The sequence below is a fragment of the Parajatrophihabitans canadensis genome (assembly GCF_053764775.1).
In genome coordinates this window covers 1,271,372-1,294,817 of sequence record NZ_CM132445.1, presented here as the reverse complement: position 1 = coordinate 1,294,817, position 23,446 = coordinate 1,271,372, and the positions used below count along the sequence as shown (strand labels likewise).

Annotated in this window: 20 protein-coding genes; 10 read left to right on the top strand and 10 right to left on the bottom strand. The window is 64.3% G+C overall.

What is annotated here, in order from left to right:
* The first annotated feature begins 92 nt into the window (after positions 1-92).
* Positions 93-1,226, top strand: coding sequence for a hypothetical protein (locus tag ACSMXN_RS06290; protein WP_035944196.1), 1,134 nt, complete (start codon positions 93-95; stop codon positions 1,224-1,226).
* Positions 1,223-2,014: an MBL fold metallo-hydrolase gene (locus ACSMXN_RS06285; protein ID WP_081649206.1), complete on the top strand. Its 792-nt coding sequence runs from the start codon at positions 1,223-1,225 to the stop codon at positions 2,012-2,014. The genes ACSMXN_RS06290 and ACSMXN_RS06285 overlap by 4 nt, the downstream gene beginning before the upstream one ends.
* Before the next feature lie 95 nt (positions 2,015-2,109).
* On the opposite strand, the gene ACSMXN_RS06280 is transcribed toward ACSMXN_RS06285, so the two are convergent.
* On the bottom strand, positions 2,110-3,324 hold the full coding sequence (locus ACSMXN_RS06280) for an ABC transporter substrate-binding protein (protein ID WP_455407711.1): 1,215 nt from the start codon (positions 3,322-3,324) through the stop codon (positions 2,110-2,112).
* Between the two features lie 331 nt (positions 3,325-3,655).
* Here ACSMXN_RS06280 and ACSMXN_RS06275 point away from each other — a divergent pair, with 331 nt between their 5' ends.
* Positions 3,656-4,801, top strand: coding sequence for an epoxide hydrolase family protein (locus ACSMXN_RS06275; protein ID WP_035944197.1), 1,146 nt, complete (start codon positions 3,656-3,658; stop codon positions 4,799-4,801).
* A gap of 35 nt (positions 4,802-4,836) precedes the next feature.
* Here the strand turns inward: ACSMXN_RS06275 and ACSMXN_RS06270 are convergent, their stop codons facing one another.
* On the bottom strand, positions 4,837-5,865 hold the full coding sequence (locus ACSMXN_RS06270) for a DUF2889 domain-containing protein (RefSeq protein WP_027139666.1): 1,029 nt from the start codon (positions 5,863-5,865) through the stop codon (positions 4,837-4,839).
* A 159-nt stretch (positions 5,866-6,024) separates the two neighbouring features.
* Here ACSMXN_RS06270 and ACSMXN_RS06265 point away from each other — a divergent pair, with 159 nt between their 5' ends.
* Positions 6,025-8,457 (top strand): lysylphosphatidylglycerol synthetase family protein, encoded by a 2,433-nt coding sequence (locus tag ACSMXN_RS06265; RefSeq protein WP_022914234.1) that lies wholly within the window; start codon positions 6,025-6,027, stop codon positions 8,455-8,457.
* Positions 8,458-8,554: 97 nt separating this feature from the next.
* Here ACSMXN_RS06265 and ACSMXN_RS06260 read toward each other — a convergent pair whose 3' ends face one another.
* The 3 genes from ACSMXN_RS06260 to ACSMXN_RS06250 all read right to left on the bottom strand — a co-directional run bounded on the left by ACSMXN_RS06260 (position 8,555) and on the right by ACSMXN_RS06250 (position 11,705).
* Positions 8,555-8,980, bottom strand: a complete 426-nt coding sequence (locus tag ACSMXN_RS06260) for a MaoC/PaaZ C-terminal domain-containing protein (protein ID WP_022914235.1) — start codon at positions 8,978-8,980, stop codon at positions 8,555-8,557.
* 78 nt (positions 8,981-9,058) lie between these two features.
* Positions 9,059-10,429: a cytochrome P450 gene (locus tag ACSMXN_RS06255; protein WP_027139667.1), complete on the bottom strand. Its 1,371-nt coding sequence runs from the start codon at positions 10,427-10,429 to the stop codon at positions 9,059-9,061.
* Positions 10,430-10,586: 157 nt separating this feature from the next.
* Complete coding sequence (locus ACSMXN_RS06250; protein ID WP_022914237.1) at positions 10,587-11,705, bottom strand: CoA transferase; 1,119 nt, start codon at positions 11,703-11,705, stop codon at positions 10,587-10,589.
* 255 nt (positions 11,706-11,960) lie between these two features.
* Between ACSMXN_RS06250 and ACSMXN_RS06245 the strand changes: the two genes are divergently transcribed.
* The 3 genes from ACSMXN_RS06245 to ACSMXN_RS06235 all read left to right on the top strand — a co-directional run bounded on the left by ACSMXN_RS06245 (position 11,961) and on the right by ACSMXN_RS06235 (position 16,696).
* Positions 11,961-14,693 (top strand): MGH1-like glycoside hydrolase domain-containing protein, encoded by a 2,733-nt coding sequence (locus ACSMXN_RS06245; RefSeq protein ID WP_051148954.1) that lies wholly within the window; start codon positions 11,961-11,963, stop codon positions 14,691-14,693.
* Positions 14,690-16,159, top strand: a complete 1,470-nt coding sequence (locus tag ACSMXN_RS06240; protein WP_027139668.1) for an alpha-amylase — start codon at positions 14,690-14,692, stop codon at positions 16,157-16,159. Before ACSMXN_RS06245 ends, ACSMXN_RS06240 begins: the two co-directional genes overlap by 4 nt.
* A 138-nt stretch (positions 16,160-16,297) precedes the next feature.
* Entirely contained in the window at positions 16,298-16,696 is a 399-nt protein-coding gene (locus ACSMXN_RS06235; RefSeq protein ID WP_022914240.1) for a DUF7144 family membrane protein, read from the top strand.
* Positions 16,697-16,737: 41 nt separating this feature from the next.
* Here the strand turns inward: ACSMXN_RS06235 and ACSMXN_RS06230 are convergent, their stop codons facing one another.
* The 4 genes from ACSMXN_RS06230 to ACSMXN_RS06215 form a co-directional block, all read right to left on the bottom strand.
* Complete coding sequence (locus ACSMXN_RS06230) at positions 16,738-17,343, bottom strand: dihydrofolate reductase family protein (protein ID WP_022916064.1); 606 nt, start codon at positions 17,341-17,343, stop codon at positions 16,738-16,740.
* Between the two features lie 155 nt (positions 17,344-17,498).
* Positions 17,499-18,002 (bottom strand): SRPBCC family protein, encoded by a 504-nt coding sequence (locus ACSMXN_RS06225; protein ID WP_022916063.1) that lies wholly within the window; start codon positions 18,000-18,002, stop codon positions 17,499-17,501.
* Positions 18,003-18,009: 7 nt separating this feature from the next.
* Positions 18,010-18,309 carry a hypothetical protein gene (locus tag ACSMXN_RS06220; RefSeq protein WP_022916062.1) on the bottom strand — a complete coding sequence of 100 codons (300 nt, stop codon included), beginning with the start codon at positions 18,307-18,309 and terminating at the stop codon, positions 18,010-18,012.
* Positions 18,310-18,391: 82 nt separating this feature from the next.
* On the bottom strand, positions 18,392-19,021 hold the full coding sequence (locus ACSMXN_RS06215) for a TetR/AcrR family transcriptional regulator (RefSeq protein WP_027140087.1): 630 nt from the start codon (positions 19,019-19,021) through the stop codon (positions 18,392-18,394).
* Positions 19,022-19,182: 161 nt separating this feature from the next.
* Here ACSMXN_RS06215 and ACSMXN_RS06210 point away from each other — a divergent pair, with 161 nt between their 5' ends.
* From ACSMXN_RS06210 to ACSMXN_RS06200, 3 genes are all read left to right on the top strand, one after another.
* Positions 19,183-19,533 (top strand): extradiol dioxygenase, encoded by a 351-nt coding sequence (locus tag ACSMXN_RS06210; RefSeq protein WP_022916060.1) that lies wholly within the window; start codon positions 19,183-19,185, stop codon positions 19,531-19,533.
* Positions 19,534-19,813: 280 nt separating this feature from the next.
* Complete coding sequence (locus ACSMXN_RS06205) at positions 19,814-21,037, top strand: FAD-dependent monooxygenase (protein WP_022916059.1); 1,224 nt, start codon at positions 19,814-19,816, stop codon at positions 21,035-21,037.
* A gap of 24 nt (positions 21,038-21,061) precedes the next feature.
* Positions 21,062-22,132 carry a DUF389 domain-containing protein gene (locus ACSMXN_RS06200; protein WP_155958619.1) on the top strand — a complete coding sequence of 357 codons (1,071 nt, stop codon included), beginning with the start codon at positions 21,062-21,064 and terminating at the stop codon, positions 22,130-22,132.
* Positions 22,133-22,139: 7 nt separating this feature from the next.
* Here the strand turns inward: ACSMXN_RS06200 and ACSMXN_RS06195 are convergent, their stop codons facing one another.
* Positions 22,140-23,330, bottom strand: coding sequence for a Fic family protein (locus tag ACSMXN_RS06195; RefSeq protein ID WP_022916057.1), 1,191 nt, complete (start codon positions 23,328-23,330; stop codon positions 22,140-22,142).
* Between the last annotated feature and the right edge of the window lie 116 nt (positions 23,331-23,446).

Sequence of the window (23,446 nt, the reverse complement as noted above, 5' to 3'; positions counted from 1 at the left end):
ACGCGACGACGGCTTCGGCTGGGCCATATTTCGGTACGCGCCACGGCGTTCAAAACAGCCGCCCGACGCGGGTTTGAGTCATAGTGGACGGCGTGGTAGACGCCTCTGCTCTCGATGTCACGATCGTGGTCGTCGTCGTTGCCCTTCGAGTCATTGTCCCGCTGCTCATTCCGCGGTTCCCGCTACCGGCGATCCTGGCTGCCCTGGTCATCGATGGCGTTGACCAGACGGTGTTCCAATCGTGGCTGTCGGCGTCCACCTGGGCTCAACTCGAGAACGGTTACCAGGGCTACGACAAGGCCTTAGATGTCTTCTACCTGACCATTGCGTACACCGCGACGATGCGGAACTGGAAGAACCCCAGCGCGTTGCGTTGGGCTCAGTTCTTGTGGTTGTACCGGCTCGTCGGCGTGACGACATTCGAGATCCTGCACAACGCGTCCGCTCCAGAATCCTGGCGCTGGTTGCTGCTGGTATTCCCGAACACCTTCGAGTATTTCTTCATTGCCTACGAGGCGATCCGGTTGCGTTGGGATCCGCGACGGTTGAGTCCACGCAGCATCGCCGCGCTCGTGGCGTTCATCTGGATCTTCATCAAGCTCCCGCAAGAATGGTGGATTCACGTCGCGCGCCTGGACTTCACTGATTTCGCCAGCGAGCACGGTTGGGTGGTGCCGACGATCGTCATCCTGGTCATCGTCGTGGTGGCGGTCGGATGGTGGGCTATCAAGTACCGCCTGCCTCCTGCGGACTGGGCACCCAAGGTGACGGCTGACGCGTTGCCGGCCGATCTCGGGACTGACGCCCAGCGTGGGGCTTATCGCGCCCAGCATTGGCGACTTTTCGACTGGAACCTGGTCGAAAAGGTTGTGCTGGTCAGCCTGGTCTGCGAGATCTTCGCGCAGATCCTGCCGGGTTCGACGGCCACCTTGGCCCAGGTCAGCTCAGCCGTCGCCATCCTGGTGATCATCAGCTCGGCCGTCGGGCTCGCGTTCGTCCGCCGCGGGCGTTCGATTGAGAACGCGGCCGCACAGTTCATCAGCCTTTGCCTGCTCAACGCCGCGATCCTCGGCGGGATGAGGTTGCTGTCCTCCCGGTTCGAGCTCGACCATGCCTTGTTCTTCATACTGCTCGTCTCGCTCATCGTCTTCCTCTACGACCGCTACTGCCCGATCCGGGAAGAAACCCTGCAGGTGGAAGCGAGCCTGGTTCCGGCCACGACGTGACCGGCAGCGATCCCGCCCGAACGGACCCGCTCAGACCGGACGTCGTTCGTTGGTGGGGCCATTCGATGGCGAGCATCGAATTGTCAGGCACTCAACTCGTGACCGACCCGTTGCTGCGTCGGTGGATCGGGCCCTTGCGTTGGTACGGCCCCTTACCGCCTAGGGCGAATCCTCGACCGGTCGACGCCGTGCTCGTATCTCACCTGCATCGCGACCACCTTGACCTCCCGAGCCTGGCCAGCTTCGACGCCGGCACCACCTTCGTCGTGCCGCTAGGAGCTGGCAGGCTCGTGGCCGCCGCGGTTCGCGGCACCGTGGTCGAGATGGCAGCCGGCGACACGCTGACGATCGGCTCGGTCACCGTTCGAGCCGTCCCCGCCCAGCATCCGGCGAGTCGGGACGCACTGCGGCACCGTCTTCGAGCTCAACCGATCGGCTACCTCCTCTCGGCTGACCGGACCGTCTACTTCGCCGGAGACACTGCACGCTTCGACTCGATGTCGCATCTGCACGAGACGGCTATCGACCTCGCGCTGATCCCCGTTGGCGGTTGGGGTTTGACCCACGGCCCAGGCCACATGGATGCGGCCGAAGCGACGGAGGCGCTGCGCCTGATCAAACCTCGCCTGGCCGTCCCTATCCACTGGGGCTCGTTGCGAGTCCCACTACTGTGGCGAACCCGCGCACACCTCTATACCGAACCTGGGCCGCAGCTGGCTCGCTCTGCGCCTTCGATTCCCGATACCACGGTGATCCTCGCCGATCACGGAACGCCGATACCGCTGTAGGCACCTTCGCTGGTGTCAACCTCGCAACGGTTCACAGCAGCTCGTCTCGGCCGGATAGGCCCGGCCGAGACGAGATGCCTAGTACTCAGCTGTGTTTAGCCGAGGTCGACCTTCACCCCGGGAACGGTCTTGCCGCAGATGACCGGCACCGGAACGAACTTGTCTCCTTCGAGCTTGGCCGCGAATACGCAGCCGCTGTCGGGGCTGTAGTTGGTGAAGTCCACTGATCCCGGAGCCAGCAGGCCGTCGGAGTCGAAGTTGTGGATGCCGCGCATAGCGGCCATGAAGGATTGCTGCGTGGGGTTCGAGCCTGCCGCCTTCAGGCCGGCTGCGACGGCCGCCATCGAGATGTAGGACTCCTGCTCGGCGAACGTCGGCGTGTTGGTGACGCCGGCGAGTGCGAGATTCGCCTTCATCTTCTCGGTAGCCGGCGTGTTCGACTCGATCGGCTGGCCGACGGACGAGAAAGCGTAACCCTGCCCAGCCTGGACCGCAGCGGACGAAGACAGCAGGTCACCGCCGTAGCCCGTAGAGATCAACGCGGCTTTCAGTGTCACACCGAGCTGCTTCAGGTTAGCCAACAAGGCAAACGCCGTATTGGGAACCACCGGCAGATCGATGCCGTCGACGCCGGCGTTCTTCATCGCGATCGCGATGGCACCAACGTCTGTACTGCCGACCGGGACGTGCGCGTTGAGGTAGCCATCCTTGAGTCCGGCAGCGACACAGGACTTCTCCGCGCCGGTGGCACCCGGGCCCGAGGTCGCGTTGCCGTAGCCGACTGCGCCGCAGGTGGTCACACCCTGCGCCTTCAGATACAGACCGGTCGCGGAGTTCACCTTGCTGTAGTCATTGACTCCGGTGCTGGCGAACATGTTCGAGTTAGCGGGCTTTCCCCACTCTGGTCCATCGAAAGCGCCACCGACAACGGGGATTCCCTGCTTGAGCAAGTACGGTTCAGCCCCGAAGAAGACCGCCGAGTTGGCGACTATTGCGAAGACCTTGTCGTTCTGGACGAGCTTTTGTGCAGCGGTCAGGGCGCCCGGAACTGTTGAAGCGGTATCTCCCATCACGTAGGACAACTTGATGCCGTTGATGCCGCCAGCGGCGTTTACGCCATCGACGTAAGCCGCCGCGCCCTTCTCTGCTGTGACAAAGCCGGAGGAGAACGCTCCAGTCAGGTCGGACACAACCCCGATCTTCAAGGTGGTTACGCCGGATGATCCGCCGCCACCGGCCGGCGAGGCACCGCCAGAAGATGAGCTCGAGGTCTTGCTTGAGGAACTGCAGGCTGCGACCAGCGTGACCACGGCGGTCACGATAATCGCTGTCGTTAGTGCTTTCCTACGCATGGGCAATGCCCTCCTGAGGACGCGGCAACGACGAACCGGATCACTGCGACGGGAGTCGATATCGGTACCGTTGAAACAACCGCTGTACATACCGAATGTGATACCGGTTACATCTCGAATGTTTGCCAAACTAAGCTTTCTGACGAACGACTGTCAATCGTCGGACATACGACCGTTACCTACTCGCAACGTTCACATGCAAGCGGGGACAAGCGCGGGCTGTCCGACAATTCCAAAGCTGTTTGACAGGACCCTCGATTGCGGGGTGTCCGTGATCTACGTTGAGGCCATGCCCGCAGACATGACCCCCTTCCAGGTCGATATCGCGCAGTCCGAACTCGATGACCTCTCTCGCCGGCTGGATGCAACCCGCTGGCCCGACGAAATCGATGGCTCGGGCTGGGACCTTGGCATTCCGCTCGGCTACGTCCGCGAGGTCGTCGACTACTGGCGTCACAGCTACGACTGGCGGGCGCAGGAGGCCCGCATGAATGCCTTTGATCATTTCCGCACCGAGATCGACGGCCAGCAGGTGCATTTCATTCATGCCCGATCCGCCGAGCCCAGCGCGATTCCGATCATTCTGAGCCACGGCTGGCCCGGGTCGTTCGTGGAATTCCTTGGCATCATCGGGCCGCTGACCGATCCGGCCGCGTACGGTGGCGATCCCGCGGACGCGTTTCACGTCGTCGTCCCGTCACTTCCCGGCTATGGGTTCTCCGGCCCGACTCACGAGCGGGGCTGGACCATTCACCGGATCGCCAATGCTTTCGCCACCCTGATGGCCGACCTCGGCTACACCCGTTATGGTGCCCAGGGCGGTGATTGGGGTTCGTTCATCTCTCGCGAACTCGGCATCATCGACCCCCGGGTCTTGGGCGTGCACCTGAACCTCATCTCGGCCAGCGCAGCGCCCGGCAGCGCAGACTGGGCAACCTTGACCGATGACGAGCGGGCCCGGATCGAGAGTCGGGCCGACATCAGGGCGACCGGTATGGGCTACTCGGCGATTCAGGGCACCCGTCCTCAGACTCTGGCTTACGGGTTGACAGATTCGCCAGCCGGCCAGCTGGCCTGGATCTTGGAGAAGTTCTACGCCTGGACCGATTCTGAAAACAGTCCCGAGGACGCCATCGATCGCGACACGTTGCTGACCAACGTGATGATCTATTGGCTTACAGCCACCGCGGGGTCCTCGGCCCGGCTATATGCCGAGTCACTGAAAGGCATTTCGCGAACGCTGGTGAGCTCGGATGCGCCCACCGGCGTCGCGGTCTTCCCGAAGGAGCTGACCGTCCCGATCCGCCGGATCGCCGAGCGCACCAACAACATCACCCGCTGGACGGAGTTCGAGCACGGGGGGCACTTCGCCGCGTTGGAACAACCCGGACCCTTGGTGGACGATATCCGCGCGTTCTTCCGCGACCTCAGATGACCGGGCTACGTTCGGCCGCCCTCACCAACGTGCGGTCAGGCTGGCAGTTGGTTGGTCAGGGCAGGGATGTCCGCGAGAAAGCGCATCGCGTCGTTGAGGTGGGTGCACGACACCGCACCGGTGCTGAGGACGCGCACGGTCTCGCGTAGGTCAGCGACCGGCTGTCCCAGAATCAACTGCACGCTGTCGGCGGCGAACGGACAGTCGGTCGGAAACGGCAACGCTCGGGGTTCGGCGTCGATAGCGAGAATGCTCTGGCTCTCGGCATCGAGCGTGGCGGTCACGGCGTATTCGTGCACGACCCGGGCCGTCCCGTTCGGATCACACGTCGTGTCGCGGAACATCGCGTCGACCAACAGCCGATCGCCCTCGTACCAGACGTCGAGCCGTCGGATTCGCCGGCTCTGACCGGCGACCAGCGTGGGCATATCGTGCCAGCCGAGCGGATCGTCGCTGGTCAGATCGGGCGCGGTCGGCGGCTCGGCCTCGAAGGGCAGCGGCACGCCCGCCGAGGCAAGGCCGAACGCCAGGCCCGAGGTACGCCAGCCGGCGCAAACGTCCGCGCGCGGCCCGGCGCCGCGTCCGGGCGGTGGCGGCAACGGAGGCAGACCGAGCACGACCCGGTCCCGGATCGCCCCGTAACCGGACGGCGATGGTGCCCCGGACAGGTCGTCCACGAGCAGGCCGAGCAGCGACCCGGACAACGACCCGAGCAGGTCCTTCGCCCCAGAACGGAAGCCGAACCCGACGCGCAGACCAATCAAGGCCTGGCCGGACGGGCTGGCCGGCTCGTGCTCCACCTCGTCGATGAGCCCACGCTCGTCCACACCGACCTTCAAATCGGCCGCGCCGGTGACGGCCCCTGAGCCGACATCGTCGGTGACAACATCGCGGGCCGCCCCGGCGATGCGCATGACGCCGAAGACGCCGGGCTGCTGCGAACGGGTCGCGTCGAGATGGCTGGTCCGCCGGACCGATCGCGGACGGCGCACGGGTGCCGGCTCGATCACCGGCCCCGGAAGTGTTTCGGTATAGCTCGGTGTCGTCACGGGATCGAAGGCCACGACCGCATGCTAGCCGCGCGGCCGACTATTTGCGCACTAACGGCCGCGAGCGACACATTCTCGCGGCGTCGATAAGCGCTACACCAGCGCTCCGCCGGGATAACCTGCCATCGTTGCCTTCGCATCGCTCATGAACAAGCGGAAGGACCGAGTTTCGACATGGTGACAGCAGACCAGGACTCGCCGGGCGCGGCGGTCCTCGCGTCGATCCCAGTCGCGGTCGTTGGCTCTGAGCGACGCCCGGGCCGAATCTTTGCCAGTGACGTCGCCGAGCCCCGAGCCCGCCGCGCCACCGACGTGATCTCGCTCGTCAGCTCTCTCGTCGGCCTGTTGTTGCTCGGGGCCGTTGCGGTCCCCGAGCCCGGCGTCGAGCGCTCGTTCGAGGCCTTCGTCCAGGCCATACCGGGTGGTTTGGATCCGATTTGGCGCTTCTTGACGGCGCTCCTGATGCTCTTTGCCCTCTCAGCACTCGGCATTGCGCTGGGCCGCAAACGCTGGGGCGCTGCCCGCGACATCGTCTTCGCGGCCGTGGTCGCCTTCCTCGTCACTGCCATTACCGCCCGACGAGTCACGGGCGACTGGCCAAACGTGTGGCATTCGGTCAGCGCACAAGGCACGCCGCACTTTCCCCCGATGGCGATTGCCGTCCCGGCCGCTGCAGTCTTCGCGATTTCTCCACATCTCATCCGGCCGCTGCGCAGGCTCGGCCGCTGGCTGATCGGGTGCGCCTGCATCGGCGTGATCGCTCATCAGGCCGCGACTCCGTTGGGCATGACAGCGGCCGTTCTCGTCGCGGGAGCGTCCGCGTCGATCGTGCACTTGATCTTCGGCTCGTCGACTGGGCGGCCCAGCCTGGACGACGTTGCATCGGTGCTGACGCGACTCGGTATCAACGCGCATGAGCTCGGCATTGCCCGCCGCCAGCCGACCGGAACGTTCGCCGTCGATGCCGTCAACGATGCAGGCGAGTCGCTGATGATCAAAGTCTATGGGCGCGACGCGCACGACACCCAGATACTGATCACCCTTTGGCGGGCGGTCTGGTACCGCGAGGCCGGTTCGCCAACTTCGTTCGGACGATTGCAACAGGCTGAGCACGAAGCACTGCTGACGTTGTTGGCCGGGCAAGCGGGTGTGCGCACACCGAAGGTCGTCACGGCGAGTATTACCCCTGAGAAGGACGTGGCGATCGTCCTCACGAAGGTGGGCCAATCCCTGAGTGAAGTGCCTGCCGGCTGGAGCTCTGAAATAGTCGCGAAGGCGTGGCAGAGCATGGGATTGCTGCACGCCAACGGGATTGTGCACGGCCAACTCGACGACGAACACCTGATCATCGACGGCGGGGCGGTCGGGGTCAGCGATCTGAGTGGCGCGACGTTGACGCCGCGGGCGGAGCAACTTCGCGCGGACGAGGCCCAGTTGCTGGTCGCGTCTGCGTTGGCGCTCGATGGCGAAACCGCCCTCGACAAAGCCGTGGAGGCGCTGGGCCCCGAGCGATTCGCGTTGGTGTTGCCTTTCCTGCAAGTCACGGCCATCACGCCGCACCAGCGTCGACAGGTCAAGGCGAGCAAGTTCGACCTGGACAAGTTCCGTACCGAGGCAGCTGAACGAGCCGGCGTGGTCTCGCCCAGCCTGCAGAAGATGCGGCGCGTCACCGTCAGCTCCGCGCTGCAGATGGCGTTGCTCGTCGTGGCTTTCTTCGCGCTGGCCTCGGGCATCGGCGGCCTCGATCTAAACCTGCTGGCCGATCAGCTGCGCAACGCCACCTGGTGGCTCGTCGTCGCCGGACTGATCCTGGCTCAGACGCCCCGGGTATCGAGCGCAGTCTCGGTGCTCGGGGCGTCTCCGGTCCTCATCGGGCTCGGGCCGGTCTACGCGTTGCAGCTTGCGACGTCCTATATCGCGCTGGCGATACCAAGTAGCGCCGCACGCATCGCGATCAACGTGCGCTTCTTCCAGCGCCGCGGGCTGCCGGCTGGTACGGCACTGGCGATTGGTGGGCTGGACGCCGCAGGGCAATACCTCGTCCAGTTCCTGCTGCTCTTTGGCATCCTGGCGCTTACGCCGCTGACGCTGCACCTCAGCTTGGACAGCAGCTCACCCAGCAACTTGTTGTGGCTGATCCTCATCGTCGCGATCGCGGCTGCGATATCGATCGTGGTGGTGTTCATCGTGCCGCGCTGGCGGAAATTCGTCGTGGGCTGGATCGTGCGTCTCGTCCACGACGCCGCCGAGGCCGCCCGAGGACTGCGCTCGCCGCGCCGGCTGTCGATGCTTATCGGCGGCAACCTCGCCACCGAGATCCTGTTCGCGTTCGCGTTACAGACGATGGTTCGCGCGTTCGGCTACCAGGTGGGCTTGACGGAACTCATCTTGATCAACGTGAGCGTCTCGCTGCTATCGAGCTTCCTCCCGATCCCGGGAGGTATCGGCGTCGTCGAGGGTGGCTTGACGCTGGGCCTCGTCAGCGCGGGCGTGCCCGAAGAGGCTGCCTTTGCAGCCGTGATCCTCTACCGGATGGGCACGTTCTACCTACCGCCCATATGGGGCTTTTTCGCGTTGCGTTGGCTTGAGCGCAACAAACAGCTTTGACCAAGGTCGGAACCACGGCCGTCACCAAGTCAGCCGAGCCCGATCGCGTGGCCGAACCAGTCGAAAACCCCAACTTTGGCGGTGCTGAACGGTGTGGTCAGCTGTTGAGTTCGATCGTCGCGGTCCCTGGAGCGAGCTTGCGGCCTTCGCCGTCTTCTGTCCACAGCTCGACATCGAGCTGCCGCCCGCTCGGCTCGTCGCGTACCGCGGTCACGACGCCGTGACCGGTCACGGTCATGCCCTTGGTGTTCGGTGCCCGGAACTGCACGCCGATCCTGATGATCCGGCCTTCGTCCCTGAGCCAGCCGCGCAGCATGTTATGCAGATAGGAGAACTGGAGGCGGCCCATGCCGAACGCGGTGGGGTAACCGGCCGCGCGTCCGGCCTCGTCATCCATATGGATCGGCACGAACTCGTCATTGACCGCCGCGAACCGATTCCAGTTATGGAACCCTGTCGTGCGGGTGAAGGTCGGAAGCGTGTCTCCGACCCTGGCAGTGCGAGCGGTTTCGCTTGTCGTCATAGGGTTCAACATTCCTTTGCAATATCGGCAACCCAGCCATTGCCAGACCCGGCAACGCGAATCGACTGTGGTGTCGCACTACTTTCCAGCATTGTTCGTCTGTCGCGAGACGTGTGCGGCCTCCCGTCGGACCGTAACCGGCGCGGCGAGTCCTTGCTGATCACATGCGATCTGCAATGCTTCCAGGGTCTCGTCCAGTCCCGCTCCCAATCGCTGGCTGGGCGTGAAGGTCGCAGGTAGATGCTTCATCCCGTTGATCACTCCGACCGTGTCGTAGTGAATGGCACCGGACGGGTCGCAGACGAAATCGGGCATACGGTCGAGTGTGGCGGTCAGCATCGTCTTGAAGGTCATCCGCGCGACGTTTGATCCGATACACCGGTGAATACCTAGGCCAAAGCTGGCGTGCCGGTTGTTCGATCGGTCCAAGATGATGTCATTCGGCTCGGGGAACACGGCGGGATCGCGGTTCGCCATCGCCCAGGACAACCAGAGACGTTCGCCTTCCTTGAACGGCACGCCAGCCATTTCACAGTCCTGACTGATGGTCCGTCCGTCACCGGGGGCCGGGGTGTAGAACCGCAGGAATTCCTCCGTTGCCGAGTCCAGCAGGCTTTCCCGCTCGATCGACAATCGTTCACGCTGGTCGGGATGCTCTCCGAGCCACTCCAACGCGTGAGCCGTGAGCGCGGTGGTGGTGTCGAACCCGCCGCCAATAATCAGTCCCAACTGACCGGCCAACTGCTCGTCCGAGGGTTTGCCTCCGTCGATGGTCGCGTTGACGAGCGCGTCAATCAAACCGGGACGCGGGTGGATACGGGCATCCTTGACCGCCGCCAGCAGCCGTCGATTGGTCTCCAGGCTCGCCTCGATCACGCGAGGCATCTCGGGCGAATCCGGTTTGGTGTAGACGCCGGCGTGAGCGGGCTCGCAGTAGATTGTCCAGTCTTTGAGTGGCAGGCCCATCATGGCCAGGGTCAACACGGCGGGCACGACGTTTGCGAGATCGTCGACGAAATCGATGGAGCCGCTCTCGATTCTCTCGTCGATCGCCGCGCGGGTCACCTCGGCGACCACCGGTTGCCACCGTGCCACCGCGGCCGGAGACAGGTACGGGTTGAGGGCTTGCCGGTAGTGGCGCTGAGCGGGCGGATCCATCGCCAGAAAGCTCGGTTCTACATCGGCTTGGATCGGCGGAATGCTGTTGCCCTTGTAGCCTCGGCGTTCGTTTCGTCGGTCAAGGTCGTTGGAGACTTTGTCAGCGCTGCGGGCGATTTCGAACACCTCGCGATTGCCGGCCGCGAACCAATGACCGCCATAGGTGTCGTTCCAGGCAACCGGGCATCTCGTCTGCATATCGGCCGCGAGCTGCTCGAACTCGAGTCGATATTCCGACCCGTGTCGGTCAAAGGTGTACTCACGGGCGCTCGCGCGTTCATCCAAACTCATCGGAACCACCTCGCAGTAGTGTCGTCCGCGGCTCAGGCAAATACTAGCTGTGTTTAGCAAAGTAACTCTAGGTTCAGAAATCTAGCTGATGATTTTGCACGACGTAGCGGTTGTTAGAAGCAAATGCCGACCGGAGCTCGCGAGATCGAGAATCAGATCATTCCAGCTCGTGATTGTCTCCGACCGGCAAGTCACTCGATCGCTGGGCGTATTCATCGAGACGCGGCGCAGAGCCTGGCGGAAGGGCCGGGTGAACTGCATAACGGACCGGATGCCCGACCATCAGATATCCCTCGGGCCCGACGGTCAGCACTCCCCTTTTGCGGAAATGATCGTGCTGGAGCATCTCGGAGCGGGTCAGCACGGGTGCGATGGGAACACCCATCGCGCCGAGGTTACGTAGCAGTTCGTCCCGGGTATGGCGGGCGATCTGGGCCGTAAGGTCGGCTCGCAACGGCGTTGCTTGTGCTTCGCGATCCCGCATGGTCAGGCCCACATGCTGCTGCAGCCCCAGCCCAGAACACAGCGCGTCCCAAAAGTGATTCTCGCTGAACACACCGAGCACGACCCAGTGATCATCTGCTGTGGCAAACAGTCCCATTGCCGGAGCTTCACCAGTAACCCCGTCTTGTGATGTCGTTGGCCGCCGGTCATCGACCGGGCCGAGCGGCGCCACCCAAGTGGCGAGCAGATCAGCCATCGAAACGTCGATGTGCTCACCTTCGCCGGTGCGCCGGGCGCAGAGCACAGCAGCGAGTATTGCGAAGGCCGCCACGAGGCCGGAACCCTGATCGCCGACCAGTAGGCCTGCAGGCACTGGCGGTTGCCCGTCGATCATGCTCATTGCACCCGCGTAGGCCTGGTAGTTCGCATCATGCCCGGTGACAGCGGCTAACGGGCCGCCTTGACCGAAGCCGGTGATGGAACAGACCACGAGCTCGGGCTTGATCGGGTGCAGGCGCTCGAAGTCGACGCCAAGCTTTGCCGCGACCCCGGGCCGGTAGTTCTCCACTAGCACTTCCACGTCGGCGAGAAGGTCCAGCAACGTGGCGTAGTCATCGGAGTTCTTCAGATCGAGCACGAGACTTCGCTTGCGGCCGTTGAAGTTCGCGAACCGGTCGGCGAGCGGTCGCATGCGATCGCCACCGGGAGGCTCGATCTTTATGACCTCTGCGCCGAGGTCGGCCAGCAACTGCGTCGCATAATGCCCTGGTTGCCAAAGGGAAAGGTCGAGAACGCGCAGCCCGTTCAGCAGTTGATTCGGTGACCTGGCCACAGCTCACCCACCGAGCAGGCGGACGACGTGCTGGCGATGACGGCTCACGCCGTCGAACAATACCGAGTCTCGGCGAGCTCACCCACAAACTGGACTTCGGGAACTCACCTGATGTACGTCTGAAGTTAGAGCGCTATTCACCACAGAACTGGTTGGCTCGGGCTACCGCGGCCGCGTGCGCGGCTCCGTACCTGGATCTGTGTTGACCTGAGCGGTCGAAGGGTCATTGTGTGCAGGGCGGAAGAGGTGGGTCACGTGGTCAGTGCGGAGCGGCGGCGGTTGGATGAGGCGGACCAGGACGGCATCGGCTGGCGCCGATGGGGCCCTTACCTGAGCGAGCGCCAGTGGGGGACGGTCCGCGAGGACTACAGCGCGGGCGGCGACGCCTGGTCGGCATTCACTCACGACCAAGCCCGTTCGCGGGCGTACCGGTGGGGCGAGGACGGGCTTGCCGGGTTCAGCGACGACAGGCAGCAGCTGTGCCTCGCCTTGGCGCTATGGAACGGGCAGGACCCGATCCTGAAGGAACGGCTATTCGGCTTGACGAACGCGGAGGGCAACCACGGCGAGGACGTCAAGGAGTACTACTACTATCGCGACGCGACGCCGACGTCGTCGTATCTCCGGATGCTTTACAAATATCCGCAGGCGTCGTTCCCGTACGAGGATCTGGTTGCGACCAACCGGGCGCGCAGCAAGACCGATCCCGAGTACGAGCTCATCGATACCGGGGTTTTCGCCGATGATCGCTATTTCGACGTTGATGTGGAGTACGCCAAGGCCAGTCCGGAAGACATCCTCATGCAGGTCACCGTGCACAATCGCGGACCGGACGAAGCCGAGATACATGTGCTGCCCTCGGTGTGGTTCCGACACACCTGGTCATGGGCGGGCGGGGTAGACAAGCCCGGGCTGGAGAGCGTCGACGGATCGGCAGGCGCCTCAGCGGTACGCCTTGAACACCGCGAGCTTGGTATGCGCTGGTTTTACGGAGACCAGGTGGTGCCGGTGCTGGTGACCGACAACGAAAGCAATAACGAGCGCCTGTTCGGTTCGGCCAATGAAACGCCCTACGTCAAGGACGGGATTGATCGAGCGGTCGTGCATGGCGAGGCAGCGGCGCTCGACCCGAGCGGCACCGGGACCAAGGCCGCGCTGCACTACCGCTCAACGGTGCCAGCGGGCGGCAGTGTCATCATTCGGATGCGGCTGACCGATGACGATTGGGCACAGGCGGCACAGGCCGGCCGCGACGCCGGGCCGTTCGTGGATTTCGACGCGGTGATGAGTACCCGCCGCGCGGAAGCCGATGAATTCTGGGCCGAGGTGGTGCCCGCTGATGTCGGCGACGACGAGCGGGCGGTGGCCCGGCAGGCGTTTGCCGGCATGCTGTGGTCCAAGCAGTACTACGCCCTCGATGTGGAGCGCTGGGTGGCTGAGCACGGCGCGGATCCGCTCGGCGCCGCCAGTGGGCTGCGCAACCATGACTGGCGGCACCTGATCGCCGAGGACATCATCTCGATGCCTGACAAGTGGGAGTACCCCTGGTTCGCCGCGTGGGACTTGGCCTTTCACGCGGTGACATTCGCGGCGTTCGACGTGGGGTTCGCCAAACATCAGCTCGAACTCCTCCTCGACCGCCGGTACTTGCATCCGAACGGCCAGCTGCCGGCCTACGAGTGGAATTTCAGCGACGTGAATCCCCCGGTGCACGCGTGGGCTACCTATTTCGTGTACGAGCTTGACAAGGCGAAGTCGGGCGTCGGAGACCGTGTGTTTCTGGAGCGGGCCTTCCAGAGGTTGATCCGGAACTTCGGGTGGTGGCTCAACCGAAAAGATGCCGACGACCGCAACGTGTTCCAGGGCGGGTTTCTCGGATTGGACAACATAGGCGTGTTCGATCGGAGCGCGCCGCTGCCGACCGGGGGGCGGCTCGATCAGGCAGACGGCACGGCGTGGATGGCTTTGTATTGTCAGAATCTCTTTCAGATCGCTGTCGAACTGGCCCGCGAGAACCCGGTCTACCTCGAACATGCGCAGATGCTCTTGGAGAATTTCGCGTGGATCGCCGCGGCGATGAATCACGTCGGCCCTGACGGCGCCAGCATGTGGGACGAAGAGGACGGATTCTTCTACGACGTGCTGCGCCGGCCAGACGGCAGCTCGGTTCCGCTCAAGGTCCGCTCGATCGTCGGCCTGATGCCGCTGGCGGCCGCGACCGTTGTGCCGGCCAGTGTCCGCTCCGAGTTTCCTGGGCTGGTCCGGCAGTCGGTCGACTTCCTCGCTCGGCACCCCGCGGTGGCAGTCGCGTTGTGGGGCCACGGTCGGCAGGCGACGGCAGAGGGCCCCGCGCTGTTTGCGCTGTTTGACGAACCGCGACTGCGCCGAATCCTGGCGCGCATGCTCGACGAGCAGGAGTTCCTCGGACCCTTCGGCATCCGATCGGTGTCTCGATGGCATGCCGAGCATCCCTACGTGATGGACGTCGACGGGCAGGAATATCGGGTCGGTTACCTGCCGGCAGAGTCAGACACCGGCATGTTCGGCGGCAACTCCAACTGGCGCGGGCCGGTGTGGTTCCCCATCAACCTGATGCTTGTCCGGGCGCTGCTCAACCTGCATGTTTTCTTCGGGGACGACTTCATGGTCGAATGCCCGACCGGCTCGGGACGGCAGATGAACCTGTATCAGGTGGCCAACGAGATCGGTGACCGCCTGATGGCTACGTTCCTGAAGGACGAAACCGGTCACCGGCCGGTGCACGGCGGGCAGCCGATCATGCAGTCCGACCCGCACTGGAACGACCTCATCCTGTTCTACGAGTACCTGCACGGCGACAACGGCGCCGGTATCGGCGCTAGTCACCAAACCGGCTGGACGGGGACCGTAGGCCTGGTGCCACTGTTGTTCCGCGGCAACATCGCCGAATGGCTGCGCACCCACGACCGGCCGGCACCTGCGACCGCGACGACCGGTCCCGTCCGATGAACGCCTGGCCGCAACGACCCGTCATCTACGAGGTCAACACCGCAGTCTGGCTCGACGAGCTTTCCCGGCGGGCCGGCCGGACGCTGACCCTTGCCGACGTCAGCGCAGACGACTGGGCGGCAGTTACCCCCGAAGGCGTCAATGCCGTCTGGCTGATGGGCGTGTGGGAACGCAGCCCAGCCGGACTCGCGTTGGCGACGGCTAACGACGAGTTGATGAAGTCCTTTCGAGACGCACTGCCCGATCTGAAGCCGGAAGACGTGCTCGGATCGCCTTACTGCGTGCATCGATACGTGGTCGATGCGGCGTTCGGGGGCCCGGACGGGCTGAGCACCGCACGCGAAAGCCTGGCGGCCCGCGGCGCCCGTCTCGTCCTGGACTACGTACCCAACCATGTCGCCCCCGATCACCCGTGGACGCTCGCTAGGCCAGAGGCGTTCGTGCAAGGCGGCCCGCAGGACCTCGACCGCGACCCGGCCGGCTGGATCGCGGTCGGTGACCACGTCCTGGCGCACGGTCGTGACCCCTACTTCCCGCCTTGGCCGGACGTCGTGCAACTCAACGCGTTCGCATCGGCGATGCGGGCCGCGACGAGCGAGACTCTGAACACCATCGCCGATCAGTGCGACGGCATCCGCTGTGACATGGCGATGCTGATGATCAACCACGTCTTCGCAAGGACGTGGGGCAGCGTCGGACCCGAGCCGGCGGAAGAGTTCTGGCCGACGATCATTGCCGATCTACGTATTCGGCACCCCGAGACGGTGCTGATCGCCGAGGCGTATTGGGACCTGGAGTCGGAGCTCCAGCAGCACGGTTTCGACTTCTGCTACGACAAACGCCTCTACGACCGCGTGCTCGATGGGGACGCATCGGGCGTCCAGCAACATCTCAGCGCCGACCTCAGTTATCAGTCCCGGTTGCTGCGCTTCCTCGAGAACCATGACGAGCCGCGCGTAGCTAGCCGCGTGCCTCTCGACGCGGAGCGAGCGGCCGCCGTCGCAGTCGCGACACTGCCCGGGGCGACGTTATGGCACGAAGGGCAGTTCGAAGGCCGCCGCGTCCGCCCGCCAGTCTTCCTGTCACGCAGACCGGACGAGCCAATCGACAATGATCTGGCCGACTGGTACCGACGGTTGCTGATCACTGTCGCTGACCGGAACGTGAGGTCCGGCGATTGGCTCCTGCTCACGGCAACGGGCTGGCCCGACAACCAATCCTGCCGCAACCTGCTCGCCTGGTGCTGGGGCAGCGACGATGCCCGGCATGTCATCGTGGTCAACCTGTCCGATCAGCCTTCCCAGGGCCGGGTTCGACTGCCGTGGCCCGATCTGCCCGGCACGAGCCACCGCCTGACCGACCTGCTGCGAGATGCCGAGTTCGACCGGGACGGCTCCGAACTGGCCGACCCTGGCCTCTACGTCGCCCTCGAGCCCTGGCAATCTCACCTACTCGAAGTTCGCTGATACCGGCCAAAACAGCCGACGGCGGCGGTGATTGGTCGTGTTCATCCGCGAAGGATGATCCCTGACCGGTTGAAACTCGCGACGATCCCTTCAGTTGATCTTCAATGGTGCAGGTAGCGCAAGGGAAGGCGGCGCACGATGGTCAAAGGAGAGGGCTGGCGGATCTTTGCCGGCACGATGATAGGGATCGCCGGAATAATGCGCTTGTTCGACGCGATCTGGGCTTTCCGGTACGACGGGGTGCTACCCAGCAACCTCGAAGGCGCGATCTTCGGCCATAGCCTCAACACCTACGGCTGGGTCTACCTGATCGTCGCCATCGTCTTGGGAATCGGTTCCGTGGCGATCTTCATGGGCTCCGCAGTCGGGCGCTGGATCGGGGTCATCGCGGCCGCGCTGCTGGCCATCAGCGCAGTGTGGTGGATGCCCTACTACCCCGTGTGGTCTCTGACCTACGTCTTCATCGCCCTGCTCGTCGTGTACGCGCTCGTCGTTTACGGCGGACGGGAAGCCGTCGAATCTCAGCACGCTGTCTAGGAGACGAATTACAGACCAGCCGCGAGCTAGCGGCCGCAAACTCAGCTGATGCGGCGATACCTGATGTGGGTGGTCAGCGGCGAGTGCAAAACCTCGGCAGGCTCGAAGCCGAAATCCTCGATCCCGTCGAAGATGCGCTCCCCCGAACCGAGCAGGACAGGAGCGATGTCGAGGGTGAGCTCGTCGATCACCCCAGCTAGCAGCGCCTGCCGGACGGTCGAGGCCCCGCCGGAGATGTCCACGCCGCTTTCCCCGGCCGTCTCACGTGCCGCGGAGTAGGCCGCATCGAACCCTTCGGTCACGAAGTGGAATGTGGTCCCCCCGTCCATCTGGATCGGATCGCGACCGTGATGGGTCAGCACGAACACTGGCGCGTGATACGGCGGCTCGGGGCCCCACCAGCCGGTCCAGTCCTCTTCCCAGTCCCCGCGGATGGGGCCGAACATGTTCCGCCCCATCACATACGCGCCCCGGGGGCGCATGAGCCACTCGGTCGCGATCTCGTCGGCCTCCGTCGCCCGCGAGTCGCCCAGGTGCCAACCATGCAGCTCCCCGCCGCGCTTGCCCAGCGGGTTGTCCAGGCTCTGGTCCGGCCCGGCGACGAAGCCGTCCAGCGAGATCGACATGTGACAGGTGGTGTCTGACACGATGGGCTCCCCCAAGTAGTTGCGACCCGCAAGCGAACATGTGCACGATAACAATGCGGTCGACCATTCATGGCCGAGCTGGCTGCATCCGAACCAGGCCCACACAGCGCCGTTCTCGGGGACTTCGCACGTCGAGTCGCGTTGTAGGTTCGCCCTTAGACTTGCGCATCACGAGACGGGGATTTGTTCTCACTGATCTCGGCAAGCCGATCGAGGGTGCGTTCCATGCCGGCGCGAAGGTCGGTACGGCGGTCTTTGAGGCCGTAGAGGGTGTCGATGATGAACCAGCCGATGATGGTCAGTTCTTTGGTCACGGCGTAGGACTCGGTTATCCGAGTGCCGGTGCCCTCTGGCTGGAAGCGGTAGCGCCACTCGACGGTTCCGGCGAACGCCTCGGTGCGTGCGAACGCGAATTCCTGGCCGGGATCGGCTGTCACGACGATGGGCTTGTTGGGCCAGTTCGGGCCCCGTCCGGCGTGGTTGATTGCTTTGAATCGGGCACCGACCTTGGGGCCGGTAGCGCCGTTGATCCATGCGCAGGAGACGATCTCGGGTGACGTTTCGGGCTGGCGGGTGACATCAGAGACGATGTTGTAGAGGTCATCGGGGGATGCCTCGATGTAGCGGCTGACGCTGTCGGTGGTGAGTTCCTGACGCATGATGACCTCACGCGGCCGCGTGGGTGACGACGCTGGAAAAGACATCGTGCATCTGGGTGACGATCAGGTCTGGTTGTCCGGCCAGTCCGACCTGCGCGACCGCCGGCATGATGCGGGTCTGCACGAAATTCATGAATTGCTCCTCGGAATCCCAGATATCGAGCATTCGCAGGATGTCGCCTTCAAAGGAGGCGACGTGAAAGGTCATCCCGGCTGGAACGTCCACGTCCCAGGCGACGATCTCGCGGATCTGGTCGTACTGGGCTGGGGTAACTGCATCCCACCGCTGCATGATGACTACGGACATTGTGCTGCCTCCTTCAGTGGATGTGCTGAGTGGATGGTGCTGGTTTTGTATCGACGGTTTGGTCGGGCAAAGCGCAACGCGATCAGACTGGTGGCGTCTTTCGGCGCGTGCGCGACGGATCACCAGTCTGGGGTCGCCGCTGCACATCATTGAGGAACATCTCGACGGTTCGGTCGGCCAGACGAACCCAGCGGGTGCCGCCTGGGTCGTTTGCGACCTGTTGGTGAGCCAGGCCCGTGACAATCGCGGTGAACATGTCGATGTCGGTCGGGTCGTGGACGCCGGCGCGCCTGGTCAGATCACTGCCCAACTCGTAGAACTCCATCGCCACAGCGAGCGATTCGGGTGAGGGCTCGAAGCCGGGGATTGTTCGCTGCAGCAGCAGTTGGTGTCGCACTACGTCGTCGCTGGAGAACTGCACGCACTCACCGACGAATTGCGTCAACGCCTCGTGTGGGTCGCCCGGGTAGTCGTGGCGAACACGGTCGAGGAACTGCCGCCACCCGTCGGCGAACATCGCGTCGTACAGATCGAGTTTCGAGTCGAAGTAGACGTACAAGGACGGCTGGCGCAGACCAACGGCGTCGGCGAGGTCGCGCAACGAGATGGCCGCGAGCCCGTCGCGGCGGGCCAGCGTCCAAGCCGCATCAAGGATCACCGCCAGCTTCGCCCCGCGGCGTTGTTGGCGGCGGTCAGGTGCTGGTGTCGTCACTGGACCACCTCCTCGTGTACACCTATCACGTATAGGAATACTATCGCTGATAGGTAGCGGACTGTCAAGTACTCGGCTGCTGGGCGCGTTCAAGCCGCGCCACTGGAAATCGAGCGCGCTAGCCGCTGTGGGCACCGGCGCAGACCGGGCAGTATGTGTCCATGATCTTTGGTGCCCATCTGGTGCTGTATAGCGAGGACGCGGACGCTGATCGTCGGTTTCTCGCGGAGGTCCTAGGACTGCGATCGATTGACGCTGGCCAGGGCTGGTTGGTCTTCGAAATGCCGCCGGCCGAAGCTGCGGTGCATCCGGCCGAGACACCGGGAGCCGAACTGTACCTAATGTGCGACGACCTCACCGTTGAAGTCGAGTCGCTCGCCGCGCGTGGCGTTTCCTGTCCACCGGTCGAGGAAGCACGGTGGGGATCGATCACCAAGATCGCCCTGCCTGGCGGCGGCACCATCGGTCTCTATCAGCCGAAGCATCCCCTGGCACTTAGTCGCCGACGGTGACACCGCGGCGGACCGGGCCAACCGTCAGACTCCGCGCCCGCCAAGCCATCGATAAGCACGCGGTATCTGTCGCTATGCGCGCGCGTCCCAACGGCGGACTCGAGCCATGCGCAGATCAACTGGGCGGCTGACTCGACGAACGGGGCGATGATCGTGGCGTCGCAATGTGCGATGGGTGTCGTATTTGGCGGCGGCCGATCGTGGACCTAGGTAGGGGTTGCGAACCGGGCAATCCCATAGGCTCGCAAGCCCGTCAGGAGACGGACGAGAAGGGGACACGATGAGCAACATGAGGGTGTTGGTATCCGGCGCGAGCATCGCGGGCCCTGCATTGGCCCACTGGCTGCATCGACGGGGTGCCGAGGTGACCGTGGTCGAGCAGTCGCCCAGGCTGCGCCCGGGTGGTCAGGCTGTGGACGCTCGCGGGGTGGCGAAGGAGGTCATCCGGCGGATGGGGCTCGATGCCGCGGTTCGGGCGGCGTGCACCGACACCGCTGGCGCGTACACCGTGGACTCGGACGGAAATGTCTTGGAGACCTACCGCGCGGAAGATCACGACGGCGACGGGTACATCTCGGAGATCGAGGTCCTGCGCGGAGACTTCTCCCAGGTGCTGTACGACGACACCCGCGACAACGTCGAGTACGTCTTCGGCGACCGGATCGCCGAGCTAATCCAGAACGCGGACGGGGTCGACGTGACCTTCACCAGCGGTGACCGGCGGCGCTTCGAGCTCGCGATCGGCACCGACGGGTTGCACTCAGCCCTGCGGGCGATGGTCTTCGGGCCGCGCGAGCAGTTCGTCCGTCATCTCGGGCTGGTGCTGGCTTTCTACAGCGTGCCCAACGAGTTCGGGCTGGACCGCTGGATGATCGACTATCAGGAGGCGGGACGCTCCGCCGGGCTGCGGCCCATCCAGGACGCCAGCCGGGCGATCGCCATGTTGTCCTTCCCTGCGCCCGACTTCGACATCGACTACCGCGACCTCGAGGCGCAGAAGCGGTTGCTGCGCGAGCAGATGGCCGGCTTCGGATGGTTGACGCCGAGCATCCTCGCGCACCTGGACGACACCCCGGACTTCTACCTCGACCAGGTCGCCCAGGTGGTGATGGACCGCTGGTCCAGTGGACGAGTGGGGCTCCTCGGAGACGCTGCTTTCAGCGCCTCGCCGATGTCCGGCGCCGGCACCGGATTGGCGCTGGTCGGTGCCTACCTGCTGGCCGGGGAGCTCGCGGCCGCCGACTGGGACCCTGCGGTCGGATTCGCCCGCTACGAGGAGCAGATGCGCTCCTACGTCGAGGCCAACCAGGAAATCGGCCGGATGCACGTGCAGATGCTCACCGCCCCCGACCCGGCCACCGAGCCGGGCCCGGAGCCCGACATGGCGGCCATGACCGCCCTGATCGACCGTGCGGTCAACGGCCCCGACCTGCCTGACTACGAAGGCGTGCCCGACTGCGGTACGACCGCCGGTCCGTTAACCACCCCGCCCGCACATTCGTAGGCCTGCGCAGAGAAGGCGTCATGTTTGTCGGCGTTCGTGTCGCGTGACGTCCGAGCGTTGGCTTGGGGTCATAATCGGCTCGTTCCGGACGCACCCGGCACGGGATCAATGCGGTCGGTCGGCGCTCGCGTCGCGAAGGTAGCTCGGGAGGCTGCGATGTTGCTGGCCCAGGTGTACGCGCCAGTCGATCAAGCCCTCGTCATCGCCAATCTGCTCGCTGAGCAGGAACCGGTGCGGCGTGTGACGCGGTTGGGTCGCACGCTCGACGCTCGATACGAACTGATCACCGCAGAGATGGCCTCCCACGGTGCGGATGGCGTGATCCGTTCACTCGAGCGCGCTGGCGTCGCCGGCAAAGACATCGCCATTCAAGTGGTCACATCGTTTAGTCCGGTCGAAACGGAACGGAAAGGATCGTGGTACGGCGCGGATCCCGAGGACTTCGTGTGGTCCCAGCTCCTCATTGAAGCGCACCGGACCGCCCGGTTGTTCGCACGCAATCTGACGCTCATGGCGGTCGCAGGCGTGCTCGCCGCATTCGGGGTCATCGGGCTCAACGCGATTCTCATCGTGGGGGCGATGGCCGTCAGTCCCGACCTGTTACCCATCTGCGGGGCCTGCGTTGGGCTTGTGGGCAGACGGTTGCATCTGTTTTGGCGCGCTCTGGCAACCCTCGCCGTCGGCCTGGCGCTCGCCGCACTCGCCGCCGCCATACTCGTGCTGCTGCTACGCGCGACCGGCAAGTTTGAGCCACACGACATCGGCGACGGCGGACTCGGCGCGCTGACTACGGTGAATTACGCAACCCTCGGAATCGCGCTGTCGGCCGGCGTGGCGGCGATTTTGTCGTTCGAGACCAACGCGAGCGCGGCGGTCGGTGTCGCTATCTCCGTCACGACGATTCCTGCGGCCGCATACATTGGCGTGGCGATCGCCGCGGGCAGCGGCAACGACTCGCGCGCTCTGAGCGCGTTCGACCTACTGCTGGTCAACGTCGTCCTTCTCCTCGTCGCCGGCAGCACAACACTGCTCATCCAACGCCACGTGCGCGGACGCAGCTCGAACCGACGGGCGGCATCCGCGAAGTCTGAATGAGCGACCCTCAGCGTCCTCGACGGCCAGCCCTTGCCGCGAAGTCGTCAAGCGCGTAAAGCACCTCGCGCGATTGCCACATCCGGTTACGTGCGAAGCCGGTGAACTCATCGAGGATGTCCGCCTCCACGAGTGGCGTTACAGCGCGCGGCGCGTTCTGAGGGGTGACGCCCAATTCGCGCGCCACCGTCGGCGTATCGATGACCGGTTGGCGAAGGAGAAGATCGGCCAGCTGCCACGCCGTCGATCCTCGCCGGGCCTTGATCTTGTCCTCCCAACCTTGCCGGATCGTCCTGAGATCGAGCACGAGCTGGCGTCCGTTGGCCGCTGCCTCGAACGACGCGTTCGCCAGCTTCTCGACAATCACTGCCGGATCACCAGCTCGGTAGGCAGTAAGTGCGTCGAAGTACCCATTGGTATCGGTCAGCAGGCCAGCCGAAACAGGCACGGTCACATTCCTCGTCAGTCCGTGACCGCGCAGCATGGCGTGGATGAGGGCCCGGCCGGTGCGACCGTTGCCGTCCGGGAAGGGATGGATGGTCTCGAACTGAGCATGAGCGATCGCCGTCTGGCTTAGCAACGGCAGGTCTGCACGCCGGGTGAACTTGACCAGGTCAGCCATCAAGGCAGGCACATGGTCGTGATGAGGCGGAATGAACGCCGCCCCGTGCGGGCCGTATGAATCGCCACCGATCCATACCTGTTCATCACGCCATTGCCCAGTGATCTCAGGCCGTACGCCCGCAAGCAGCGCCGAATGCATCGCCAGCACGGCGTCTTCGTCGAGGCGGTCGGCAAGATCGAGTGCGGCGACCATGGCGGCGACGTTACCGACGATCTCTGTCGCGTTGCGTTTGTCCTTGCTGCCGAGTTCGGCCAACGCGATCGATTTTGCACCCGATGTCAGGTTCTCGATTTCGGAGGATGATGCAGACTCGGAGCGCAACAGTACGGATGCGAATGGAGCCACCTCGGCACCCAATTCCGCATCGAACCGGGCGATCTCGACGGAGGCATCTTCGGCTAGCGTGGCGACCTCAGCTGGTAGCAGGATCGCCCGCCCAGCAATCTCGGGTACGACAGCTGCCCGATACGGTCCGTGGTGCCGCTGCCGGATGCGAGCGGATACCAGATCCGGCGAGATCTTCGATCGCCAGGCGCGCTCCTCCGCAGCGATAGCGGGCCAGAAAGGTGAAACCATGAGGTAATCATACGCTCAGAAACGAGCTAAATGAAACTATGGCCTCATCTTAATCCGACTACGGGCATCCAATGAAGGCCGTGTCTTGGCGGTGCGATCCGCGAATCGCGGGGTGG